This window comes from Acinetobacter sp. F-1 (genome assembly GCF_022869025.1).
Classification (GTDB): domain Bacteria; phylum Pseudomonadota; class Gammaproteobacteria; order Pseudomonadales; family Moraxellaceae; genus Acinetobacter; species Acinetobacter pseudolwoffii.
Window position 1 is genome coordinate 37401 of the sequence record NZ_JAJKFX010000007.1, and the last position, 21283, is coordinate 58683.

Sequence of the window (21283 nt, forward strand, 5' to 3'; positions counted from 1 at the left end):
ATTAGATTATTCTTTAGCAGACTTTGGCACTCGATTGAACAGTACGAGGCAGTTCACGACGCAGAATTTTGCCTACTGTAGACTTTGGCAATCCAGCCACAAACTCAATGTATTTTGGCAGTTTATAACTGGTCAGTTGCTGTTTCAGGAAAGCCATGACCTCATCTTGAGTCAGGTTGGCATCCTGTTTCACAATAAATGCCTTGGGTACCTGCCCGGATTTTTCATCCTCAATCCCGATCACGGCACATTCCAGTATTTTGGGATGCTTGGACAGTACGCCTTCCAGCTCATTCGGATAGACATTAAAACCAGACACCAGAATCATGTCCTTTTTACGATCGAGAATGGTGATATAACCCTGCTCATCCATACAGCCGATATCGCCTGTCAGAAAGAAGCCGTCTTTCGTAAATGCCTGAGCCGTTGCTTCCGGTTGCTGCCAGTAACCTTTCATCACCTGAGGTCCGCGAATGGCAATTTCTCCAGCCTGATGAAACTCAACCGGCTTGGCCTCATCGTTTAAAATCAGGATTTCAGTCCCTGCCAGTGGCAAACCAATGGTTCCGCTAAAACGTCGGCTCAGCGGTGGATTAAAGGTCGCGGTGGGTGATGTTTCAGAAAGTCCATAACCTTCATAAATCTGGCAGCCTGTGACTTCATACCATAACTCAGCAGTGCTTTTTAAAATAGACGATCCACCACCTGTGGTAGTTTTAAGATGTGAATGATCCAGCTCACGAAATCGAGGATGATGTCCCAGCGCGTTAAACATGGTATTCACGCCCGGAAAAACAGTCGGTGGATGTTTCTGATATTGGTCTAGCAAAGCATCCAGATCTCTCGGATTTGGAATCAGGACATTGGCGAAACCGCGACTCAGACCATAACTGAACAGGCAGATGGTAAATCCATAAATGTGATACAGCGGCAAGGCACAGAATACATATTCATTTTCAGCGGCATAGCGGTCAGTAAAATGACTGATAAATACGGTACTGTTCTGGGCGATATTAAATAAAATATTGCGATGGCTCAGTTCTGCGCCTTTAGAAACACCTGTGGTTCCTCCCGTGTATTGCAGAATGACCGTATCTTCCTGATGCTGTACAGGCGGTGCAAAATCAATAATCTCTACCTGATTTATTGCCTGTCTAAAGTCAGAAAATTGTTTATCCGGATATTGTGCTGCCTGACTATAAATAGCACTTGGCTGCTCTTGAATAAAATCCAGCGGATGCGTTGAAATGACATACTTGAGTTCAGGGCATTTATCTAATGTTATTAATTGCTCCAAAGTCTGCCCCAGGATAATCAAGGCTTCTGCACCTGAATCCTGTAGCTGATGATAGAGCTCGCGCTGGGTGTACATGGGATTGACATTGACCAGCACATAACCGGCACGAATAATGGCAAAGGTCGCAATTGGATACTGAATAATATTGGGTAACATCACGGCAATACGGCTGCCAGCAGTCAGCCCAAGACTCTGTAAATAGCTTGCCAGTTTCTGGCTATACATATCGATATCGTGATAGCTGAATTTACGATCCAGATAAATAAATGCGGTTTTATCCTGAAATTTCACCAAATTCTCAGCAATTGTCGTGCTCAGCGTTTTCTCAGGATCTGGCCGGGTAAACTCCGGATTGATATTCCACTTTTTATATTCTTCCATCCATGGCTGACTGCTCATGACTATACTCCTGTCCTGGATTTACAATTATTTTGTATTATTTAAACCATAAGATTTTGATTTTAATTAAATATTTTTAAACCACTTTCTGCTGTCTCGATTCAACATACTTGTAGTGATAACCGCTACGAATAAAATGCTGATTTTTATCCCTAAATGAATGAGCATAATCAGGCCAGACCAAAGTCAGCTTGCGACTGACCGGGTCCAGATACCAGCTTTTACAGCTTTCCGATAACCAGACACTACCTTGGGAAAGCTGCTGTAGCTCCTGCATATAGCTATTTTCAGCTTCTTGATCTGCTTCAAAGACCTGAATCTGTTGCTGCTCAAAAAACTGCAAGGCATCCAGCACCAGATCAAACTGGGTTTCCAGAAAATAAAGTGCTGAATTATGTCCACTGCCTGTATTTGGCCCATTCAGGATGAACAGGTTTGGAAAGTTGTGTACGGTCGTTGACTGATAACCCTGCATACCACTGGACCATTGCTGCTCCAGGCTTAAACCCTGTTTACCTACCACCTTCGCGGCATAAGGTGGACGTGCCGCTTCAAATCCGGTGGCAAATACGATGATATCTGCAAAAAATTTATTTCCAGCCTGGCTTAATACACCGTCTTTCGTAACTTCTGCCAATGCTGAATCTTCAAGTGTGACATGCGGTTTTAAAAAGGTTGGATAATAATCATTAGAAAGCAATAAGCGCTTACAACCAGGTTCATAATTCGGCGTGAGTTTGTGCTGTAATTCAGGATCTGAAATCTGATGTTTTAAGAATTGCAGGCAGTTTTTCTTGACCCGCTCAAACTGGCTTTTCAGATTACGGCGCTGGGCAAAATTGTATTCATTGCCCCAAAACAAGGAATGTCTTAAGGCTGACATACTGTCCGGATCTTTGCGGAAAAGCTGTTTTTCTGACTCAGAATAAGGTCGGTCTGGTCGGGGCAAAATATATGGTGCACTACGTTGCAAGACGGTCAGGTTTTTTGCTGTTTTGGCAATTTCCGGCACAAGCTGAACGGCTGAAGCCCCTGAACCCACCACAACGACATGCTGGTTCTCCAAACTTATCTGATGATTCCAGCGTGCTGAATGCATGACCTGGCCTTCAAATTCTTCCAGCCCCGGAATTTGCGGGAGATGCTCATCTGCCAGATGTCCGGTTGCGGTAATTAAGATCTCAGCCTGATACAAACCTTTAGAGGTGTGAATTTCCCAGATACGTTCTTTAGCATTCCAACTGGCTCTTTCCAATTGGGTGTGAAAATCAATATGGGGCCGGATTTTTTCCTGATCACAGCATTGAATTAAATATCGCTGAATTTCTGCCCCTTGCGGAAACACACGTGACCAGTCCGGATTTTTAATAAAAGAGAAAGAATATAAGTGGGAAGGTACATCACAGGCGACCCCGGGATAGGTATTGTCACGCCAGGTGCCGCCCACTTCTGCTGCACGTTCAATGATTTTAAAATCGTGGATGCCCTGCTGTTTAAGGCGGATTGCCATTCCCAAACCACCAAAACCACTGCCTACAATTAGAATCTTGCTGCGCTGTCCTTGAGCTTGCATTATTTATCTCCTTTAAGGCATATAAGGCTGGATTTTTTGATTCACCGGATATTGTTCTGGATGCTGGCTAAACTGGTTGACCAGTTGCACCACTTCGGCTGGCGCTTCGATATAGAGCGCATGTCCTGAAGAAATTTCGATATAGCGACTGTTCGAAATTGAAGCAAACAGCAATTTTGCTTGGGCTACAGGCACCATGCGGTCTTCACGGCAGGCAACGACTAGAGTTTCTGCACCAATCTCAGGCAAGATCGATGTAATATCAATGCGATAATTTAGTTCACGCTGTTTGGCTGCATCTTGGGATGGTTTAACAAAACGTGCCAGATCCAACACCTGCTGTTCGCTTCGTGCAGACAGATAATCATCGCTATACAGGCAATAATTGACAAAATGAGGCAAGGCCGCAGATTGTTCAGTAAATAATTGCTGCCAGATAACCGTACGCAGTTGTTGCACCGAGCTGGTCTTGGCCCAACCGGCTAACAGGATCAAACGCGCTATGCGCTGTTTTAAACTGGCTGCTACTTGTGCAGCAATCACGGCACCGAGTGAATAGCCTACCACTGTAATGGTTTCATCTTCTGCAACTGCATGTTGAATCAGCGCTTCAACCTGCTGGCTAAAATCAGTCACCTTTAGATCAGCTTTATCTGGGGTATGTAAATCAATGGATAAAACCCGTTGATGAATACCCAGCATCGGAAAAATATAGCTGAAATGCTTGTCGGTATTTCCACCGGTGCCATGAATCAGAATAATGGTGGGAAATGCAGAACGCTGTCCGACTTCATGAAAAGTAAGCTGCAGATCAGCATAAGGACACTGTTGAGTAATCATGTCTAAATCCATATAGACTCCTGATCTTGTTATTTTATGGTTTATTCAATACCGAAGAATAACTCTCAATATTTGAATGAGGTTAGGATGCAAAAATTATTAAAAAAAGACCCACGACACGAGTATCGTGGGTCAAAAGGTTTAATCGAATTTGAACTCTTCAGGTTCAAGTAAAAACAGGCTTTCACCACCTGCCTGAATATTGGCAAAGTGGGTTGAAGTTCTTGGCAAAATACGTGCAAAGAAGAATTGTGCAGTTTTGATCTTGGCTGCATAGAACGGATCAGTATTACCTTCTTCAATTTTCTGCTGCGCAGTAATTGCCATTTTCAGCCACAGATAAGCGGACACGACATAACCAGAGAAATATAGGTAGTCAACTGATGCTGCCCCAATTTCATTGGCAGACTGCTGAGCCTGCTCCTGAATGGTTCTGGTTAATTCCAGCCATTGTTCAGTCAACTGGCTGACTTGTGCAACTTGCTGGCTAAACTGGGCATGTTGTTGATGTTCTTTTACAAAGCCTTGAATTTCCTCGGTTAATGCGGTCAACAGACCCAATTTTGAACCTAGAACTTTACGCGCCAGCAAGTCAATGGACTGAATTTCAGTGGTTCCTTCATAGAGGCTGGCAATACGTGCATCACGGGCAATCTGTTCCATGCCATGTTCAGCAATATAACCGTGACCACCGAAAACCTGCATACCATGTTTAGCCGCTTCTATGCCGGTTTCAGTCATTAATGCTTTGGCAATTGGGGTTAATAATGCCAGACGGTCTTCAGCTGCTTTCTTTTCTTCCGGGCTGTCAGTGGCTTCAGCGATATCGGCATAGGTCGCCAGATAATATGCAAGTGCACGTGAACCTTCTGCAAACACCTTTTGAGTCAGCAGCATGTTACGTACTGCCGGATGCACGATAATCGGATCTGCAGGCTGGCCTGGCACTTTTGCACCTTCAAGAGAACGCATCGCCAGACGGTCTTTGGCATAAGCCAATGCCCCCTGATAAGAAGATTCTGCTGCTGCCAAGCCTTGAATAGCTGTACCGATACGTGCCGAGTTCATAAAGGTAAACATGCAGTTCAGACCGCGATTTTCAGGCCCAATCAGGAAACCTTTGGCATTATCAAAATTCAGCACACAGGTCGCATTGCCGTGAATGCCCATCTTGTGTTCAATGGCGCTACACACCACACCATTACGGGAAGCCACATTACCTGCTTCATCCAGATTGTATTTCGGCACAATAAACAGCGAAATACCTTTGGTTCCCGCAGGTGCATCTGGCAAACGTGCCAGTACGATATGCACGATATTTTCAGCCAGGTCATGTTCACCGGCTGAGATAAAGATTTTCTCACCGCTGATGCTATAGCTACCGTCTTCATTTGGCACAGCTTTGGTACGAATCAGGCCAAGATCAGAGCCGGCATGAGATTCAGTCAAGCACATGGTTCCAGTCCAGCGGCCTGCAATTAAAGGTACCAGGAATTTCTGTTTCTGTTCATCGCTACCGTGGTGCTCTAAAGTACGCATGGCACCATGGGACAGGCCTGGGTACATGCCCCAAGACCAGTTCGTTGCGGTAATAATTTCAGAAATGGCAATACGGTATAAGGTCGGGAAGCCCTGACCGCCATATGCTTCGTCACCAGTTAATGAGGTAAAGCCGAGTTCTACATATTTGTCATAAGCTGCTTTAAACCCATCCGGGGTGGTTACGACGCCATCCTGCAAACGGCAACCCTGCTGGTCGCCTGTCGCATTAATCGGTAGAAGTTCGTTTTGGCAAAAGTCCGCAGCGACTTCCAGATATTGCTCCATAATATCCATAGAAACCTTGTCTGCGAATTTTGCATAGCCCTGATATTTCTGTTCAACGTTTAACAGGTCTTTCAGGACAAACTTCATGTCTTTTAATGGCGCAATATAATTTCTCATCGTAATTCCCTTGTATGAGTTCTAATTTGTATATTTATGACAATTAATTTCATAATACGAAATTATGTTTTAAATCCACTATAATATAATTTAAAGAATAAAATCTAGTCATTCGATGAAATTTCCCATTTAAAAATAAAAAATATACAGGATGAAAAAAGCCATTCATGGTGGAATGGCTTTTTATTGAGTGATAACGCTTAGATGATCTAGCGCGGGAAAAATTGAGCCAAACGTTGATAAATAATCTGCTCGGCATCCTGCATGATATTGTCAATCAGCGCCTGACAGGTCGGAATATCATGAATCAATCCCATCACCTGTCCAGCGGTCAGTACGCCCGCATCTACATCGCCATTTTCCAGCGCAAGCTTGCCTTTTAAACCACTGACATAGGGACGAATCTGTTCAAACTCCAGACCTGGATCTTCACTCATTTTCACCACCAGCTCAGATACTGCATTTTTGGCAACACGCGCAGTATTTCTAAACTGCCGATACAGTAGATGTGTCGCCCTTTCATCATTGTCGACATAAAACTGTTTGATGTTCGGATGGATTGGCGCTTCCTGAGTCGCACAAAAGCGTGTGCCCATATTGATGCCTTCTGCACCCAAAGCCAATGCTGCGACCAGACCACGACCATCAGCAAAACCGCCACTGGCCACAATCGGTACAGTAAGCTGATCTGCTGCCGCAGGAATCAGGATCAGGCCAGGAATATCATCTTCACCCGGATGCCCGGCACATTCAAAACCGTCAATCGAGATCACGTCCGCACCGATTCTTTGCGCTGAAAGTGCATGACGAACCGAGGTACATTTATGAATCACAATGATGCCATGCTGTTTAAATGCCTCAATATGTTCGTGTGGCTTATTGCCTGCTGTTTCTACGATCTTGATACCGCTTTCAATAATGGCCTGTCGATATTCGGCATACGGCGGCGGATTCACAGCGGGTAATAAAGTCAGATTCACCGCAAAAGGCTGATCAGTCATGTCACGGCAACGTGCAATTTCCTTGACCAGTGCTTCTGGCGTTGGTTGCGTTAGTGCCGTTAATGTTCCCAAGCCGCCAGCATTAGATACAGCACTGGCCATTTCCGCTGTACCGACCCACATCATGCCACCCTGAATAATCGGATAGCGAATCCCTAAAAGCTCGGTTATACGGGTCTGAATGTTCATGCAAGCTCTCCTTAGCATCCGGTAAATTGTGCAGGGCGTTTTTCGAAAAAAGCCTGGACGCCTTCTTTATAATCCTGACTGTTTAGCGCCAGATATTGCAGGTTTTGTTCCAGCTCCAGTTGCTGGTCGATGGTATTTTCAGCACTGCGTTGCAAGGCCTGTTTGGTTAAAGCCAGTGCATAAGTCGGCTGTTGTGCCAGTCGCTGTGTAATGTCGTCGATATAAACATCAAATTCTGTATCTGGAAGCATTTTCCAGATCATGCCCATTTCGGCAGCCTCTTTGGCATGTAAGGGTTCACCGAGTAAAGTCAGTGCCATGGCACGTGCATAACCGATTAAATGTGGCAACATCCAGGTGCCACCAGCATCGGGAATCAAGCCGATTTTGGAAAAGGCCTGAATAAATCGGGCACTTTCCTTGGCAATGACCAGATCACAGGCCAGCGCGATATTGGCACCTGCACCGGCAGCAACTCCATTTACTGCTGCAATCACCGGTTTGGGACTCTCACGGATCAGCTTAATCAAGGGATTATAATATTTGGCCAGCGAACCTTGTGGTGGCAAAGGCACCTTGCCGAGCTGTCCGGCACGTTCTTTTAAGTCCTGTCCCGCTGAAAAGGCCCGACCATTGCCACGAATCACAATCACCCGTATATCCGGATCTGTATTCCAGCTTTTCAGCACCTGGTGCACTTCCTCGTGCATTTTCCGGTTAAAACTGTTAAGTGACTCCGGGCGGTTAAAGCTTAAAGTCGCGATGCCTTGCTGAACCTGAGTTTGAATCGTTTTCCACATCATCAATTTCCTTATTTTTCCGGTATCCCTACAATTAATAGCCTTTATTAACATCTACCTGATGGCATAAATCCAGCCCGAGATTTAAACGTCGGTCATTTTCTAGAATCTGTTCAACCACTACCGACATCGGCGCATGTGAGGCCACATGTGGGGTTACGATAATTTTTTCATGCTGCCAGAATGGATGCTCGGCAGGCAGTGGCTCCTGTTCAAACACATCGACAATTGCACCTCGTAGATGACCTGAATCCAGCACCTTCAATAAATCCTGTTCGATTAAATGCTGGCCTCTCCCGACCTGAATGAGAGCTGCCTGTTCAGGGAGTTGCTGGAATAATTCAGTAGATAGAATGCCGGTATTCTCTTCTGTAAGTGGCAACAGGTTAATCAGGATCTGGCTTTGAGCCAGGAAATCGGACAACTGTTCTGAACCGACATAGCTTTTAACTTGATTAATGTCTTTTGGGGAATTCGACCAACCAGAGACTTGATAGCCCATGTCTGCGAAACGTTCTGCTACGTATCCACCCATATGCCCCAGTCCCATAATTCCGATCTGGATATGATGGCTATAACTTTGACGATACTGTTTCCATAGCTGCTGCTTTTGCTGCTGGATCATGCAGTCAAAATAACGCTGGAAATACAGCACACCCCAAAGCAGATAATCAAACATGCCTTTTTGATGATGCGGATCGAGTACCCGGCACACGGCTTGATCCGGTCGTATCTCATTCAAGTTTAAATGCTCGACCCCGGCCGCAATCGAATGGATCAGGCCAAGTTTTGGAAGTTGCCGAAGTTTTTCCAGATCTGGAAACCACGAAGCTGCTGTGGTCGCCTGTTCAGCTTCCGGGCTGTCCACTGTACAGAAACTGCCAGCAGGCGCATATTTCTGAAAAGACTTGACCAGAATCGCCTCAATATTCGGCACAGTACTGGAAATCACAATCATGATGCATACTCCGTATATTGATGCTCAATCAGGGATAATGCAGCCTGCCAGGCACGCTGTAAAATCGGTTCAACTAAAGGACTGGCGAACTGCTTGGCAGTTTTAATTCGGACTTCTTCTGCTGGATAATGCAATTCAGCACCACCGCTTAAGGCCTTCACCTGTGCCTGACAGGCACGCTCCAGAAAATAGATTTCATGAAAGGCCCGTGCAATCGTTTCGCCAGCCGTTAAAAGTCCGTGATTGCGCAAAATCATGGCGCGATGGCTGCCCAGGTCCTGAATCAGGCGTTCCTGTTCATCTGTTGACAATGCAACGCCCTCATATTCGTGATAGGCCACCTGCTGATAAAATTTCAAAGCATGCTGGGAAATGGGAAGAAGTCCGTGTTTCTGTGCAGAAACTGCTATGCCATCTGCGGTATGCGTATGAATGACACAGTTCAGATGAGCATGTGCTTCATGAATTGCAGAGTGGATGACGAAGCCCGCCATATTCACCGGCTTGTCCTGTTCATAGCTTTCTACAACCTGCCCTTCATGATTAATCTTCACCAGCGTTGAAGCACACATTTTTTCAAAAGCGACACCATACTGATTAATCAGAAAACAGTCAGGTTGATCGGGAACTCTTAAACTGATGTGAGTATCGATCAGGTCCGTCATCCGGTAATGCGCAATAATGCGATAAAGCGCTGCGAGTTCACAACGTGCCTGCCATTCAGCATCTGTGACGAGATTTTTTATTGTCATCGTTCCATCCTGGAAAAATATAGCATTTCGATCACTATCTGTTATATCATAATTCTATAAAAACAGAATATTATTTCATAAGACGAAATAAACCATTACAAGGAGTTGATATGCCCACATCACAATTAAATGGACTTGAATATCTCACCGCAATTAAAAATGGGGAAATTTCCAGTTCAGCCATGAGTGAAATTATTCCCATGCGTTTGACCTTAGTACGCGAAAACTATGTGGAATATGAGGTGCGTCCTGATCAGCGCCATTACAATTTACAGGGTGGAATTCATGGCGGCTTTTGTGCAACGGTTCTAGATAGTGCGACTGGCGCTGCCGTGCATACGACAGTAGATGCAGGTGTGAGTTTCTCGACCATTGACCTGAATGTAAAAATGCTGAAAGCGATGAAAAGCGGCGAAACCTATACAGCTATTGGTGAAGTTATCCGGATCGGACGTAATGTACTGACCTCAGAAGGCCGAATTATCGATAAAGAAGGTAAAGTTTATGCTTTTGGTTCAGCGACTTTATTAGTCACTGCCCGTAAGTAAATCATTACAGTGATGTAATCAATCCCTGCATGTGCAGGGATTTTTATTTTGAAAGAAAAATCCCAATAAAGAATGCCATGCATATCATAGATACATGGCATTAAGACTATGACTAAACTGTTATGCAGCTTCAGGGTTTTCAATCACCATCGCCAAGCCTTGACCCAGACCGATACACAGACTAATCACGGCATATTTTTTACCGGTACGCTGTAACTGACGTGCAACGGTTAAAGCCAAACGCGCACCCGAACAGCCCAGTGGATGACCAATGGCAATCGCACCACCATTTGGATTGACACGCGGATCATCCAAAGCGACATCCAGACCTTTCAGGCAAGATAATACCTGACTGGCAAAGGCTTCATTAATCTCGATGATATCCATATCGTCTAGCGTCAAACCAGCACGTTGTACTGCCTTTTTAATCGCTTCAATTGGGCCTGCACCCATGATGCGTGGCTCAATGCCAGCGGCTGCAGAAGACAGGATACGAGCCAAAGGTTTTAAGCCATACTGTTCCTGAACTTTTTCACTGCCGATAATCAGTGCTGCAGCGCCGTCATTGATTCCTGATGCATTACCCGCTGTTACTACACCACCTTCAAATAGCGGTTTTAACTTGGATAAAGCTTCAAATGTTGAAGATGCACGTGGATGCTCATCCTCAGTAATTTGTTTAGGCGGCAATTTGCGTCCTTGAGAAACTTCAATCGGGGTAATTTCACCTTCAAAGAAACCTGATTCTTTCGCTACCTGATATTTTGCCTGTGATGCAGCGGCAAAGGTATCAGCCTGTTCACGGCTAATACCGAATTCTTCAGCCACGTTATCACCTGTTTCAGGCATACTGTGCGCGCCAAACTGATCCGTAAATTTACGGTTCGGGAAACGGGTACCAATCGTGGTGTCATAAATTTTGGCATCACGTGAATAAGCACTTTCTGCTTTGCCCATCACAAAAGGCGCGCGGGTCATACTTTCTACGCCACCAGCAATGTACAACTCGCCTTCGCCTGCAGTGATGGCACGTGCCGAATCAATCACAGCACCGAGACCTGATGCACATAAGCGGTTTACCGTCTGCCCCGGAACTGTTACCGGCATACCCGCTAACAATGCTGCAAAACGTGCCACATTACGGCTGTCTTCACCGGCCTGGTTGGTACTACCAAAGATTACATCTTCTACGTCTTCTGCCGGGATACCGGTTTTTTCCAGCAGGTTTTTAATGACTGTAGCTGCTAGATCATCTGGACGTACACTTGCCAGACTTCCGGCATGGCGACCGATTGGTGAACGTAAACCATCATAAATATATGCATTTAACATGAGTGTTATTCCTTTAACTTTTTAATTAATGTGTTGTATGAACAAGAGGCAGACCAAGCTGAACACGGCGACGCAACCAAGGACTTGGACGGTAACGCTGGTCACGGGTAATCGCAGTCATGCTATCCAGAATTTTCAGGATTTTTTCAGCACCCAGCACATCCCCCCATTCAATTGGGCCATATGGATAACCAAGGCCTAATTTCACCGCGATATTGATATCTTCCACCGTTGCAACGCCTTGCTGGGCAATATCACAGCCGAGATTCACAATCATCGCCAAAGCACGTTGAGCCACAAAGCCGACGCTTTCCTGAATTACGCTGGCGGTCACACCATCCAGATTGAAAATTGATTGGGCTGCTTTTACCAGCTCAGGTTGGGTCACAAAAGTTGGCATCAAGGTACGGTGTTTATGCAGACCATATAGCAGATCGATGCACACCACTTGCTGAGGTGCCACCTGATAACGGACAGCGGCTGATGTTGCATCTTCACCATAGGTGGCAATCAGGATTAAAGCCTCTGCTGAAGGTGTCTCAGTTTGCTCAATCTGGATATTGAACTGTTGCAGATATTGCTCAAGTGCCTGACGGTCTTCATCATATTCGGTGCCTAGCCAGACTGATGGATATTGACTTAACTTTTCAACCAATGCTGGAGCAACATCACCTTCTTTGCTACCCGAAGTGTAATCATAGAAACCTTTACCGGTTTTACGACCTAACTGCTTGGCAATAAAACGCTGACGGGTAATCACGCTTGGACGGTAACGTGCTTCTTCATAATACTGATGATAAATCGATTCACTCACCGGATGCGAGACATCCATACCGGTCAGATCACCTAATTCAAACGGCCCCATCTTGAAACCGATTCCGTCACGGTAGATCCTGTCAATATCATAAAATGGTGTGACATTTTCATTCAGAATTGCATAGGCTTCGCTACCAAAGGCACGGCCGGCATGGTTAATGATAAACCCTGGAGTATCTTTAGCTTTGACCGGACGATGACCCATTTTTGTAGAAAGCTGGGTTAATGCTTCAATAATGTCAGCACGGGTATTAAAGCCTTCAATCACTTCGACCACTTTCATGAGTGGGACCGGATTAAAGAAGTGATAACCGGCAACACGTTCTGGCTGCTCACAGTTGGCAGCTATTGCACTGATCGACAATGAAGAGGTATTAGATGCCAGAATCGCCTCTGGTTTTATCATTCCTTCCAGTTGCTGCATCAGTTTTTGCTTGATTTCCAGATTTTCAATAATCGCTTCAACAATCAAGTCACAATCTTTCAGGTCTTCTAGCTGCTGGGCAGTCGACAGATGAGCAATATCTTCAGCGGCTTTTTCATGGCTGAATTTACCTTTATCTGCCAAGGTATTTAATGTTTTGGCCAGTTTATCCTGTGCCTGTTCGGCTGCCCCTTCTTTGGCATCAAACAGTACCACATCATGACCAGACTGAATCGCGATCTGGGCAATACCTGCACCCATCGTACCCACGCCAATAATGCCGATTTTCTGAATCTGAATACTCATGCTTATCGTCCCTGATAATTCGGTTTACGTTTTTCAATAAAGGCCTGCATGCCTTCTTTTTGATCTTCGGATGAGAACAGCATCTGGAAAGACTTACGTTCCAGGGTAAGTCCGGCATTAAGCGGCACATCTTCAGCCAATAAAGCCACTTCCTTGATTTGCTCTAGAGCAATTGGCGGCATTTTCGCTAGGCCTTCCGCCATCTTGATAGCTGTAGCAAGGGTTTCACTGTCTTCAGTCACCTGGGACACCAGACCAATTTGATAGGCTTCCGGTGCAGGCACCAGACAACCGGTCATGATCATGCGCATGGCATGAAATTTGCCCACTGCACGGAATAAACGCTGGGTACCACCGGCACCCGGCATAACACCCACTTTTACTTCAGGCTGACCAAACTGGGCACTTTTCCCGGCAATAATAATGTCCGCATGCATGGCCAGTTCACAGCCACCGCCAAGTGCATAACCATTGACTGCTGCAATCACCGGTTTTGAACACTGTGCAATCGCCTGCCAGTAACGTTCAGTCCGACGCTGCATCATTTGAATGGTTTCTGCATTGGCCAGTTCTTTAAGATCGGCTCCTGCTGCAAAATCTGTTTCACCACCGGTAAGAATAATGGCACGAACATTTTCATCGTCATTCAGTTGCAAAAAAGCCGCCGCAAGTTTCTGGCGAACTTCTGTATTCAGGGCATTTTTCGCTTCTGGTCGATGAATTTTAACCATCGCTACATGTGCTGAAACTTGTTCTACTTGAACTACCTGTTCCATTAAAATCTCCATTTATTTTGTATAGCGAAATTTTATTTTATATAAAACTAAGGTTTCTCAAGCTATAAATCAAGGATTTTTAACTCCAGAATGCAAAAAAGTTATTTTTTACTAAAAATAGAGTAAAAACTCTTGTTCATCTGGTTATTTTATGATTAATTGATTTCGCAATACGGAATTAAGTATTTTAAATGCAATCTGATTATTCATTTCAATGAATAATCGCCATAAGGCAGAACTTAAAATTAATTTACGAAATCAAATTTTCCAGCAATGAGATGATTTTGATTTAGCGTAAAGCGTGAAAAATCGAATGTAGCCTGATAAAAAATGCAGCGGCTGTTGTGTGCAGAGCGAGTCTGTTAAATCAGGAAAACTATGTTTCCGTGAGGAAGAAAAATGGATTTAGCGGTAGCAGAGGAAATGCTACTTTGAATATATAGAGGATATAAGAATGACAAGCGATACCATCGTAACAGGAGACAATAAAACCGATGTCTCCTCCACGGATACCATTAAACAGGCACCAAAACGTCTTTGGATGACGGCTTTTGTCTTTGCTTTTCTGATTTTGCTCTGTGACGGTGCAGATATCGGGATTCTGGCTTTCAGTCTGACCAGTCTGAAAGCTGAATGGGGCCTGACTTCTGTACAGGCGGGTGCCTTGGGAAGTTATTCTCTTTTAGGTATGGGGATCGGAGGCTTTATTGGTGGATGGGCATGCGACAAATTTGGACGTGTCCGTGTCATTGTACTGGCCACCATCGCCTTCTCGATCTTATCCGCCTACTCAGGTTTTGCACAGTCTTATACTGAATTTGCAATTTTACGTACTCTTTCTTGCTTGGGTTTAGGCTGTTTATATATTGCCTGTAATACTCTGATGTCAGAATACGTACCGACCAAATACCGTACTACTGTACTGGCAACATTGATGACTGGTTTCACTTTAGGTTCATTGGTGATTACCATGATTTCAGGCTGGATTATTCCTGAGTTCGGCTGGCGTATGCTGTACTGGATCACAATTGCTCCATTAGCTTTGGGTATCCTGATGCACTTTATGGTGCCAGAGCCAGAATCATGGAAACGTGTCCGTGAAATGAAAAGAACTGGTCAGATTGTGGATAACGATACCAAAAAAGGTAATCCATACATCACCATTCTTAAAGATAAAACTCATGGCAAGATGTTCATCTTGTGGTCTTTCAGCTCCGGTTTCCTGTTATTTGGTTACTTCGGTGTAAGTAACTGGTTGCCAAGTTATCTTGAAGCTGAATTAGGCATTAAGTTTAAAGAAATGGCACTGTATATGGTGGGTACATTCATCACCATGATTTTTGCCAAAATCATTGCAGGTTATGTTGCTGATAAAATTGGTCGCCGTATTGTGTTTGCTTTCGGCACCATGGGAACAGCGCTATTTATCCCTGTCGTGGTGTATATGCATAATGCCGATAACATTGGCGTACTGATGCTAATCTTCGGCTTCCTGTACGGTATTCCATATGCCATCAATGCAACCTATCTAACCGAAAGTTTCCCGACTGGTGTTCGTGGTACAGCGGTGGGCGGTGCATTCAATATTGGTCGTATCGGTGCAATCTTTGCGCCAATTACGATTGGTTATCTGGCGATGCATGGTTCGATCGGTACAGGTCTGTTGGTAATGGGTGCAGCATATTTCCTATGCGGTTTGATTCCTGCCCTGTTTATTAAAGACCGTTTATACGATCCGCAAAAAGCAGAATAAACCCTACTTCGGAAGGCAGGTCAAATCGCTGCCTTCCTCACTTCAAATATTTACAACACGTCAGTATAGAAAGGTCTCCTTTCATTCAGGATTAAAAATTTCTTTAGGGATTAAGAAATGAAAAAATTAGTTTTAGCGACATTATGTGGTATTGCTTCAGCACAGGCATTTTCAGCAGAAGCTTCTGAAGACCGTATGCAATTTCTTGAGTCACAGTTAAAGCAAATCCAGGCAGAACTAGAACAACAAAAAGCCGCGCAACTTGCATTAAAGAACCAGCAGGAACAAGCCAAAGCGCAAGACTCTAAAACGCTGAGTTCAATGGTAGATAATGTCGATGTTTATGGCTTGATCCGCTTTGATGGTGCAGTCGATTTCAAAAGTACTACTGAAGCCCGTGGCCGTACCATTAACCAGATTAATAAAGTACCTTTTACTGAACCGGATTCTGTACGTTCCGATTTTACTGCGGCTGCCAGCCGGATTGGTTTCCTGGCCAAAGATCTAGGAGGCAATCCGAATGTTTCTGCTCGTTTAGAAGCCGACTTCTGGACCAACAATGGTAAAGGCGATGGTGGATTACGTATCCGTCATGCACACTTAAAATACTATAACTGGACGTTTGGTCAGGCCTGGTCATTGATGTCAACACCAGAGATTAGCACTGAAGCTGTCGACTACAGCTTGTTCCTGGGTGGATCAGTCTTACGTACACCTCAGGTGAGCTATGCTTTCAAACTTGATCCGGAAAATACCTGGAATGTCGGTCTGGAGTACATGGCCGGTGGCGATCGTTCTTCTGCCTTACCTGCCTTAAGCACTAAATATGTTCATCAATCAGGCCCTCTTCATTTATTAGCTCAAGGCTTTGTCAATCAAAAGCAAGCGCAAACAGATACAGGTGATATTGAAAAAGTTGGCTGGGGTGTGGGCGTTGGTGGACGTTACCGTTTAGATGATCAAAACTCAATTCAGGGGAACTATTTCCATATGGTCGGTGATCAGCGTATTGCAGCTTTCTTGACTCAAGGTTCAACAACCGATGGTGCTGCCTGGGGTGGCGATTATTCAGTCGATCCAATCAATAATGAACTTTTATTGAATGAGTTCAATAGTATAAATATTGGCTTCACGCATAAATTTACGCCGAAACTACGTAGTAGTATTAATGCCAGCGTGGTTGATTTTGATGATTCTAGCGATTATGCCAAAGCCAATCCGGAAACCAATAAGCGCTTAACCGACTATGTGGCTAACGTGATCTATTCTCCTGTTCCAAAGATTAATTTGGGTGCAGAATATCATCATGGCAAGCGTGAAACCTTTGACAATAAGGAAGCAGATATTTCGCGTATCAACCTCTCTGCCAACTATAGTTTTTAAAGCCTCAGGAGACAAGGATGTCAGCCCAAGGGCAAATTTCACGCCGTTTCATGTTCATGATGGCAATGACCTGCGCACTCTGCGCAGGTTGTAACTATTTTAACCAGCCCTTGATTTATTCTATTGCAGAGGATCTGCAGATCAGTGTGGCTCAGTCTGGCTGGACTGTAGTACTGACCCAGATTGGCTATGCCACCGGATTATTTTTGTTTGTCCCTTTGGGTGACTTGTTCGAAAAACGGTTGTATATCTGCAGTTTGATGTTCTGTACCGGATTGGCGCTTATTGGGCTTTCAGCCAGTACCAATCTGCATATGTTGTATGGCTTTACCCTGCTCGCCTCTTTTTGTTCGATCACCACCCAGATTCTGATTCCTTTTGCCGCCAGCCTGTCGCAGCGTGATAAAAGTGCCGAAGTCGTTGGCCTACTCATGAGTGGTGTTCTGGTGGGTATTCTGTTTGCCCGTACCGTGGCCGGACTGATTTCTACTTTATGGTCCTGGCATGCGGTGTACTTGTTTAGTGGTTGTGCAATTCTTCTGCTGAGTCTGGCCATGTGGTTCCAGTTACCAAGCGCTAAGAGCCAGTTGCAGATGAATATATTGCAAATTTATCGCTCACTATTTACCTTTGCACGCACAGAACCCATGCTGATCCGGCGTAGTATGATCGGAGGTTTGGGTTTTGGCATGCTGAGTATTATCTTTACTACCATGACTTTTATTCTGGCTGAAGCACCTTATCATTTTAATGATTTCCAGATTGGCCTCATGGGCATTGTGGGGGTGGTCGGCATCTGGTCCTCTCAGTGGACCGGTAAAATGATTGGCAGGCATCGGGAAAAATGGATTGCGCATCTGGCTACGTGCGGACTGATTCTGGCCTGGATTCCTTTATTCTTTGCCCAGAATTATTTATGGATTTATATCTTGGGCTTAATTCTGGCTTATTTTGGAATTTCCTGTTTGCATGTCTTGAACCAGAATCTGGTCTATCGAATTTCAATGCAGGCTCGCTCGCGGATTAATGCCATCTATATGACCTGTTATTTTTCAGGTGCCGGTCTGGGTGCATTTTTATCGCTGCATTTATGGAAAAGCTATGGCTGGTCTGCCTGCGTCATTTTAGGTTTTATTTTTGCCGTGTTGATCTTTTTGATTAACTATTATGATTTAAACCAAGAAAGAAATTTAGCCAATATTCAGCCTGAGCCTTAGATACTGTTAAAAACCTTTGGGGTTAAAAGCTTATTTTTTTATCCCGCTTTCTGTACCGAGCATAAATTATAGAGATGATACGCTGATAAAATAGAAAAATTCTTTAAGCCTGTTTAACGTTTCCTTTCTATCTGAAGAGCGGTTGAAAATATTGATATCTTAACTTTTAGAGTTAATTCAATTTACTATTTTCCATTGCGAGATAAACAGGCTTCAATTCAGTTAAAGGTGCAGGTTTTGCATAAAAGAAGCCTTGTAGCAGATCACAACCCTGTTGATAGAGTAAACTGGCTTGACTTACGGTTTCGACCCCTTCCGCGACAACTTCCAGATCCAGCTGATGGGCTAGATGAATAATCGATTGCACAATTGCAGCATCCTGACCATCGAGGGTCAGCTCTTCAATAAAACTACGGTCTAACTTGATTTGATTAATCGGCAAGCGACGCAGATAACTGAGACTCGAATAACCTGTGCCAAAGTCATCAATGGCGACCTGTACACCTAAAGCACGCACTGCTTTCAAAATTTCTATGGTTCGATCTGCACCATTAATGATGACACCTTCCGTGATTTCAATTTTAAGTAATTCCGGCGGTAATTGACTGAGTTCAAGTGCATGTTCAAGCACCTGCAAAAAGCCTGCTCTACGGAATTGCAAAGGAGAAATATTCACCGATACCGTGATCTGGCTATTGTGTGTCTTGTTCCACTCGGCAATATCTAAACAGGCCTTTTCCAATACCCATTGACCTACACTAATAATTTGCCCAGTTCTTTCTGCAAGTGGAATAAAAATCGCTGGGGAAATATAACCCTGCTGTGGATGGCACCAACGGATTAAAGCTTCTACACCTGTTACCAGTCCAGTTTCAGGATGAACCAGCGGCTGATAGAACAGGTCAAAATTTTCTTGATTGATCGCTTCCATGAGTTCCAGACGCAGATTGGTATAGTCTATTTCTGCGACAGGCTGCATTCTGGTTTTTTCATACCACTGCCACATATTACGACCTTGTCTTTTGGCTTCCTGCATCGCCAAAACAGACTGGTAGATCAATTCAGAAGAATGATGGATCGAACTGTCATCTGCCACAATACCAATACTGGCACTTAAATGTATTTTGTACTGATCAACAATAAACAGCATGGAAAGAAGATCAAGAATTTCTCCGGCGATCGCCTCGACTTCAGTATGCTCATCTGTCCCTGAGAGCAGCAAAATAAATTCATCTTCAGCGAAGCGGCATAGCACATTATTGCCTTGAACAAATTTTTGCAGCCGCTCGCCTACAATTTTGAGAATCTGGTCACCCACCAGATGACCTAAGCTGTCATTGATATTTTTAAAATCATCCAGATCTATATACAGCAAGACTAAAGGTTGTGAGCTCTCGTGCTGTGCTTCAAAAATATTTTCCAGAATCTGTTTGAATGCATACTGGTTCGGTAAACCGGTTAAATGGTCATGGGTATGCTGATGCTGAATATATTCTTCGTGAATACGTTGCTGGGTAATATCTTCCTGAATCCCCAAAAAATGGGTGCAGGTTCCTGTCTGGTCAAAAATAGGACCTATAGTTAAACGATTCCAGAACCAGCTACCATCTTTACAGTAACTTTTTATAGTCACCTGAATTTCTTTTTGTTCTTTGACCGCTTGCTTGAGTAATGCAATCTGATCCGGATCAGTATCTGGACCCTGTAAGAAAAAACAGCTTTGTCCTAATACTTCTGCTGCTGTATAACCGGTGAGCTTTAGAAAAGCCGGATTTACATACACCATTAGCCTTTCTTCAGAGACATCGGTAATAAAAAGACTATTCGGACTGGCCTCTACCCCCCGTTTTAATAATCGTAGAGACTCCTTGTTTTCACGCGATACAGTAATATCTCGGGCAATGCCAATAATACCGGTGACTTTCTGATTTTGAATAATCGGTAAATTGGTCAGATCCAGCCATAAGATATCGCCTGCAACATTATAAATTGGAAGTTCATAATGTTGAGATTTACCTTGCGCCGCTTCTGAAAATGAAACGTTAGCAAGTTCATGGAATTCGGGCGGTATGAAGGCACAATAGTGCTGACCATGGATTTGCGCTTTAGAAAAACCTGTAATTTCTTCGCAAGCAATATTGGTATTAAGCACATGTCCCTGTAGGTCAAGTTCAAAAATAATATCTGGATGATAGGTATAAAATGAGCTGTATTTTTCATTAAGCTCATGTCTTTTTTGACGTTCTTGATCAAGCTCAATTGCCAGAGCAACTAATTTTGCCGCTTGCTGTAAAAGCTGAATATGATGTTCAGTCGGTATTTTCGGTGTTCGATAATAAGTGGCAAACGTTCCGTACAAAATATCTGAAGCATTAATAATCGGCATAGACCAGCAGCTAGACAATTTTTCTGCATTTACCAAAGCACGGTAAGACTGCCAGTTTGGGTCTTTCATTAAATTCGGACTAATGACCAACTGACGTAAGAAAGCAGCTACGCCACACGATCCTTGATTTGGCCCAATTTTCAAATCTTGAATAGCATTACAGTACTCTTTTGAAAAGTGCTGTTTGCCACTTATAACATTTAAAGTTTGGGTGTCATCCTGATAGAGCATAATGGTGACAAGCGCATCTGGAATGCGCGATTCAAGCCACTGGCTAATGACATCGAGGATAGGCTTAAGTTCAGTATGGCGACCAATCAGATTAAAAATATGAAAAATTTCTTGATCATCACAATTATTATTCATTCAGACTATCACCTTCCTTAGCTTCTTAACATTTTAGACTTATTATTAAAATAATCATTAGCAAAAGTTTGTATTTATATCTTTAAAATACGGAAATACGGAAATACGGAAATACGGAAATACGGAAATACGGAAATACGGAAATACGGAAATACGGAAATACGGAAATACGGAAATACGGAAATACGGAAATACGGAAATACGGAAATACGGTCAATATTAC

Annotated in this window: 17 protein-coding genes; 4 read left to right on the plus strand and 13 right to left on the minus strand. The window is 44.0% G+C overall.

The window, feature by feature from the left end; translation table 11 throughout:
• Positions 1 to 13 precede the first annotated feature (13 nt).
• From LOZ91_RS08270 to LOZ91_RS08305, 8 genes are all read right to left on the minus strand, one after another.
• Positions 14 to 1696, minus strand: coding sequence for an AMP-binding protein (locus tag LOZ91_RS08270; RefSeq protein ID WP_100535102.1), 1683 nt, complete (start codon positions 1694 to 1696; stop codon positions 14 to 16).
• A 76-nt stretch (positions 1697 to 1772) separates the two neighbouring features.
• Complete coding sequence (locus LOZ91_RS08275; protein ID WP_064101549.1) at positions 1773 to 3269, minus strand: NAD(P)/FAD-dependent oxidoreductase; 1497 nt, start codon at positions 3267 to 3269, stop codon at positions 1773 to 1775.
• Positions 3270 to 3281: 12 nt separating this feature from the next.
• Complete coding sequence (locus tag LOZ91_RS08280; RefSeq protein WP_244783009.1) at positions 3282 to 4121, minus strand: alpha/beta hydrolase; 840 nt, start codon at positions 4119 to 4121, stop codon at positions 3282 to 3284.
• Positions 4122 to 4250: 129 nt separating this feature from the next.
• Positions 4251 to 6053 carry an acyl-CoA dehydrogenase C-terminal domain-containing protein gene (locus LOZ91_RS08285; protein ID WP_100357183.1) on the minus strand — a complete coding sequence of 601 codons (1803 nt, stop codon included), beginning with the start codon at positions 6051 to 6053 and terminating at the stop codon, positions 4251 to 4253.
• Positions 6054 to 6262: 209 nt separating this feature from the next.
• A complete protein-coding gene (locus LOZ91_RS08290; RefSeq protein ID WP_100535106.1) occupies positions 6263 to 7243 on the minus strand; it encodes a nitronate monooxygenase family protein in 981 nt (326 codons plus the stop codon).
• A gap of 11 nt (positions 7244 to 7254) precedes the next feature.
• Entirely contained in the window at positions 7255 to 8043 is a 789-nt protein-coding gene (locus LOZ91_RS08295) for an enoyl-CoA hydratase-related protein (protein ID WP_244783011.1), read from the minus strand.
• A 34-nt stretch (positions 8044 to 8077) separates the two neighbouring features.
• Positions 8078 to 9001 (minus strand): glyoxylate/hydroxypyruvate reductase A, encoded by a 924-nt coding sequence (locus tag LOZ91_RS08300; RefSeq protein WP_244783013.1) that lies wholly within the window; start codon positions 8999 to 9001, stop codon positions 8078 to 8080.
• On the minus strand, positions 8998 to 9753 hold the full coding sequence (locus LOZ91_RS08305; protein ID WP_004730963.1) for a class II aldolase/adducin family protein: 756 nt from the start codon (positions 9751 to 9753) through the stop codon (positions 8998 to 9000). Before LOZ91_RS08305 ends, LOZ91_RS08300 begins: the two co-directional genes overlap by 4 nt.
• Positions 9754 to 9863: 110 nt before the next feature.
• On the opposite strand from LOZ91_RS08305, the gene LOZ91_RS08310 reads away from it, so the two are divergent.
• Positions 9864 to 10301 (plus strand): PaaI family thioesterase, encoded by a 438-nt coding sequence (locus tag LOZ91_RS08310; protein WP_244783014.1) that lies wholly within the window; start codon positions 9864 to 9866, stop codon positions 10299 to 10301.
• A 120-nt stretch (positions 10302 to 10421) separates the two neighbouring features.
• On the opposite strand, the gene LOZ91_RS08315 is transcribed toward LOZ91_RS08310, so the two are convergent.
• The 3 genes from LOZ91_RS08315 to LOZ91_RS08325 are packed head-to-tail and all read right to left on the minus strand — an operon-like array spanning position 10422 to position 13955.
• Positions 10422 to 11633, minus strand: a complete 1212-nt coding sequence (locus LOZ91_RS08315; protein ID WP_219309416.1) for a 3-oxoadipyl-CoA thiolase — start codon at positions 11631 to 11633, stop codon at positions 10422 to 10424.
• 25 nt (positions 11634 to 11658) lie between these two features.
• The gene (locus LOZ91_RS08320) at positions 11659 to 13179 is read right to left on the minus strand and encodes a 3-hydroxyacyl-CoA dehydrogenase (RefSeq protein ID WP_100357185.1); all 1521 of its coding nucleotides are present in this window, start codon (positions 13177 to 13179) and stop codon (positions 11659 to 11661) included.
• Positions 13180 to 13181: 2 nt separating this feature from the next.
• Positions 13182 to 13955 carry an enoyl-CoA hydratase gene (locus LOZ91_RS08325; protein ID WP_005096905.1) on the minus strand — a complete coding sequence of 258 codons (774 nt, stop codon included), beginning with the start codon at positions 13953 to 13955 and terminating at the stop codon, positions 13182 to 13184.
• A 454-nt stretch (positions 13956 to 14409) separates the two neighbouring features.
• On the opposite strand from LOZ91_RS08325, the gene LOZ91_RS08330 reads away from it, so the two are divergent.
• From LOZ91_RS08330 to LOZ91_RS08340, 3 genes are all read left to right on the plus strand, one after another.
• Positions 14410 to 15708 carry an MFS transporter gene (locus LOZ91_RS08330; RefSeq protein WP_005096906.1) on the plus strand — a complete coding sequence of 433 codons (1299 nt, stop codon included), beginning with the start codon at positions 14410 to 14412 and terminating at the stop codon, positions 15706 to 15708.
• 117 nt (positions 15709 to 15825) lie between these two features.
• On the plus strand, positions 15826 to 17091 hold the full coding sequence (locus LOZ91_RS08335; protein ID WP_004646966.1) for a DcaP family trimeric outer membrane transporter: 1266 nt from the start codon (positions 15826 to 15828) through the stop codon (positions 17089 to 17091).
• Between the two features lie 17 nt (positions 17092 to 17108).
• Entirely contained in the window at positions 17109 to 18308 is a 1200-nt protein-coding gene (locus LOZ91_RS08340; protein WP_004646967.1) for an MFS transporter, read from the plus strand.
• Between the two features lie 172 nt (positions 18309 to 18480).
• Here the strand turns inward: LOZ91_RS08340 and LOZ91_RS08345 are convergent, their stop codons facing one another.
• Together LOZ91_RS08345 and LOZ91_RS14600 are read right to left on the minus strand one after the other, a co-directional pair.
• Entirely contained in the window at positions 18481 to 21060 is a 2580-nt protein-coding gene (locus LOZ91_RS08345) for an EAL domain-containing protein (protein ID WP_180049420.1), read from the minus strand.
• A gap of 82 nt (positions 21061 to 21142) precedes the next feature.
• Positions 21143 to 21277, minus strand: coding sequence for a hypothetical protein (locus tag LOZ91_RS14600; RefSeq protein WP_280520193.1), 135 nt, complete (start codon positions 21275 to 21277; stop codon positions 21143 to 21145).
• Positions 21278 to 21283 lie beyond the last annotated feature (6 nt).

Bases quoted from the DNA above. Each gene is read 5' to 3' on its own strand.
- LOZ91_RS08320 (WP_100357185.1), bottom strand. From the start codon at position 13,179: ATGAGTATTCAGATTCAGAAAATCGGCATTATTGGCGTGGGTACGATG.
- LOZ91_RS08315 (WP_219309416.1), bottom strand. From the start codon at position 11,633: ATGTTAAATGCATATATTTATGATGGTTTACGTTCACCAATCGGTCGC.
- LOZ91_RS08275 (WP_064101549.1), bottom strand. From the start codon at position 3,269: ATGCAAGCTCAAGGACAGCGCAGCAAGATTCTAATTGTAGGCAGTGGT.
- LOZ91_RS08290 (WP_100535106.1), bottom strand. From the start codon at position 7,243: ATGAACATTCAGACCCGTATAACCGAGCTTTTAGGGATTCGCTATCCG.
- LOZ91_RS08285 (WP_100357183.1), bottom strand. From the start codon at position 6,053: ATGAGAAATTATATTGCGCCATTAAAAGACATGAAGTTTGTCCTGAAA.
- LOZ91_RS08345 (WP_180049420.1), bottom strand. From the start codon at position 21,060: ATGAATAATAATTGTGATGATCAAGAAATTTTTCATATTTTTAATCTG.
- LOZ91_RS08270 (WP_100535102.1), bottom strand. From the start codon at position 1,696: ATGAGCAGTCAGCCATGGATGGAAGAATATAAAAAGTGGAATATCAAT.
- LOZ91_RS08325 (WP_005096905.1), bottom strand. From the start codon at position 13,955: ATGGAACAGGTAGTTCAAGTAGAACAAGTTTCAGCACATGTAGCGATG.
- LOZ91_RS08335 (WP_004646966.1), top strand. From the start codon at position 15,826: ATGAAAAAATTAGTTTTAGCGACATTATGTGGTATTGCTTCAGCACAG.
- LOZ91_RS08340 (WP_004646967.1), top strand. From the start codon at position 17,109: ATGTCAGCCCAAGGGCAAATTTCACGCCGTTTCATGTTCATGATGGCA.
- LOZ91_RS08330 (WP_005096906.1), top strand. From the start codon at position 14,410: ATGACAAGCGATACCATCGTAACAGGAGACAATAAAACCGATGTCTCC.
- LOZ91_RS08300 (WP_244783013.1), bottom strand. From the start codon at position 9,001: ATGATTGTGATTTCCAGTACTGTGCCGAATATTGAGGCGATTCTGGTC.
- LOZ91_RS08310 (WP_244783014.1), top strand. From the start codon at position 9,864: ATGCCCACATCACAATTAAATGGACTTGAATATCTCACCGCAATTAAA.
- LOZ91_RS08295 (WP_244783011.1), bottom strand. From the start codon at position 8,043: ATGTGGAAAACGATTCAAACTCAGGTTCAGCAAGGCATCGCGACTTTA.
- LOZ91_RS08305 (WP_004730963.1), bottom strand. From the start codon at position 9,753: ATGACAATAAAAAATCTCGTCACAGATGCTGAATGGCAGGCACGTTGT.
- LOZ91_RS08280 (WP_244783009.1), bottom strand. From the start codon at position 4,121: ATGGATTTAGACATGATTACTCAACAGTGTCCTTATGCTGATCTGCAG.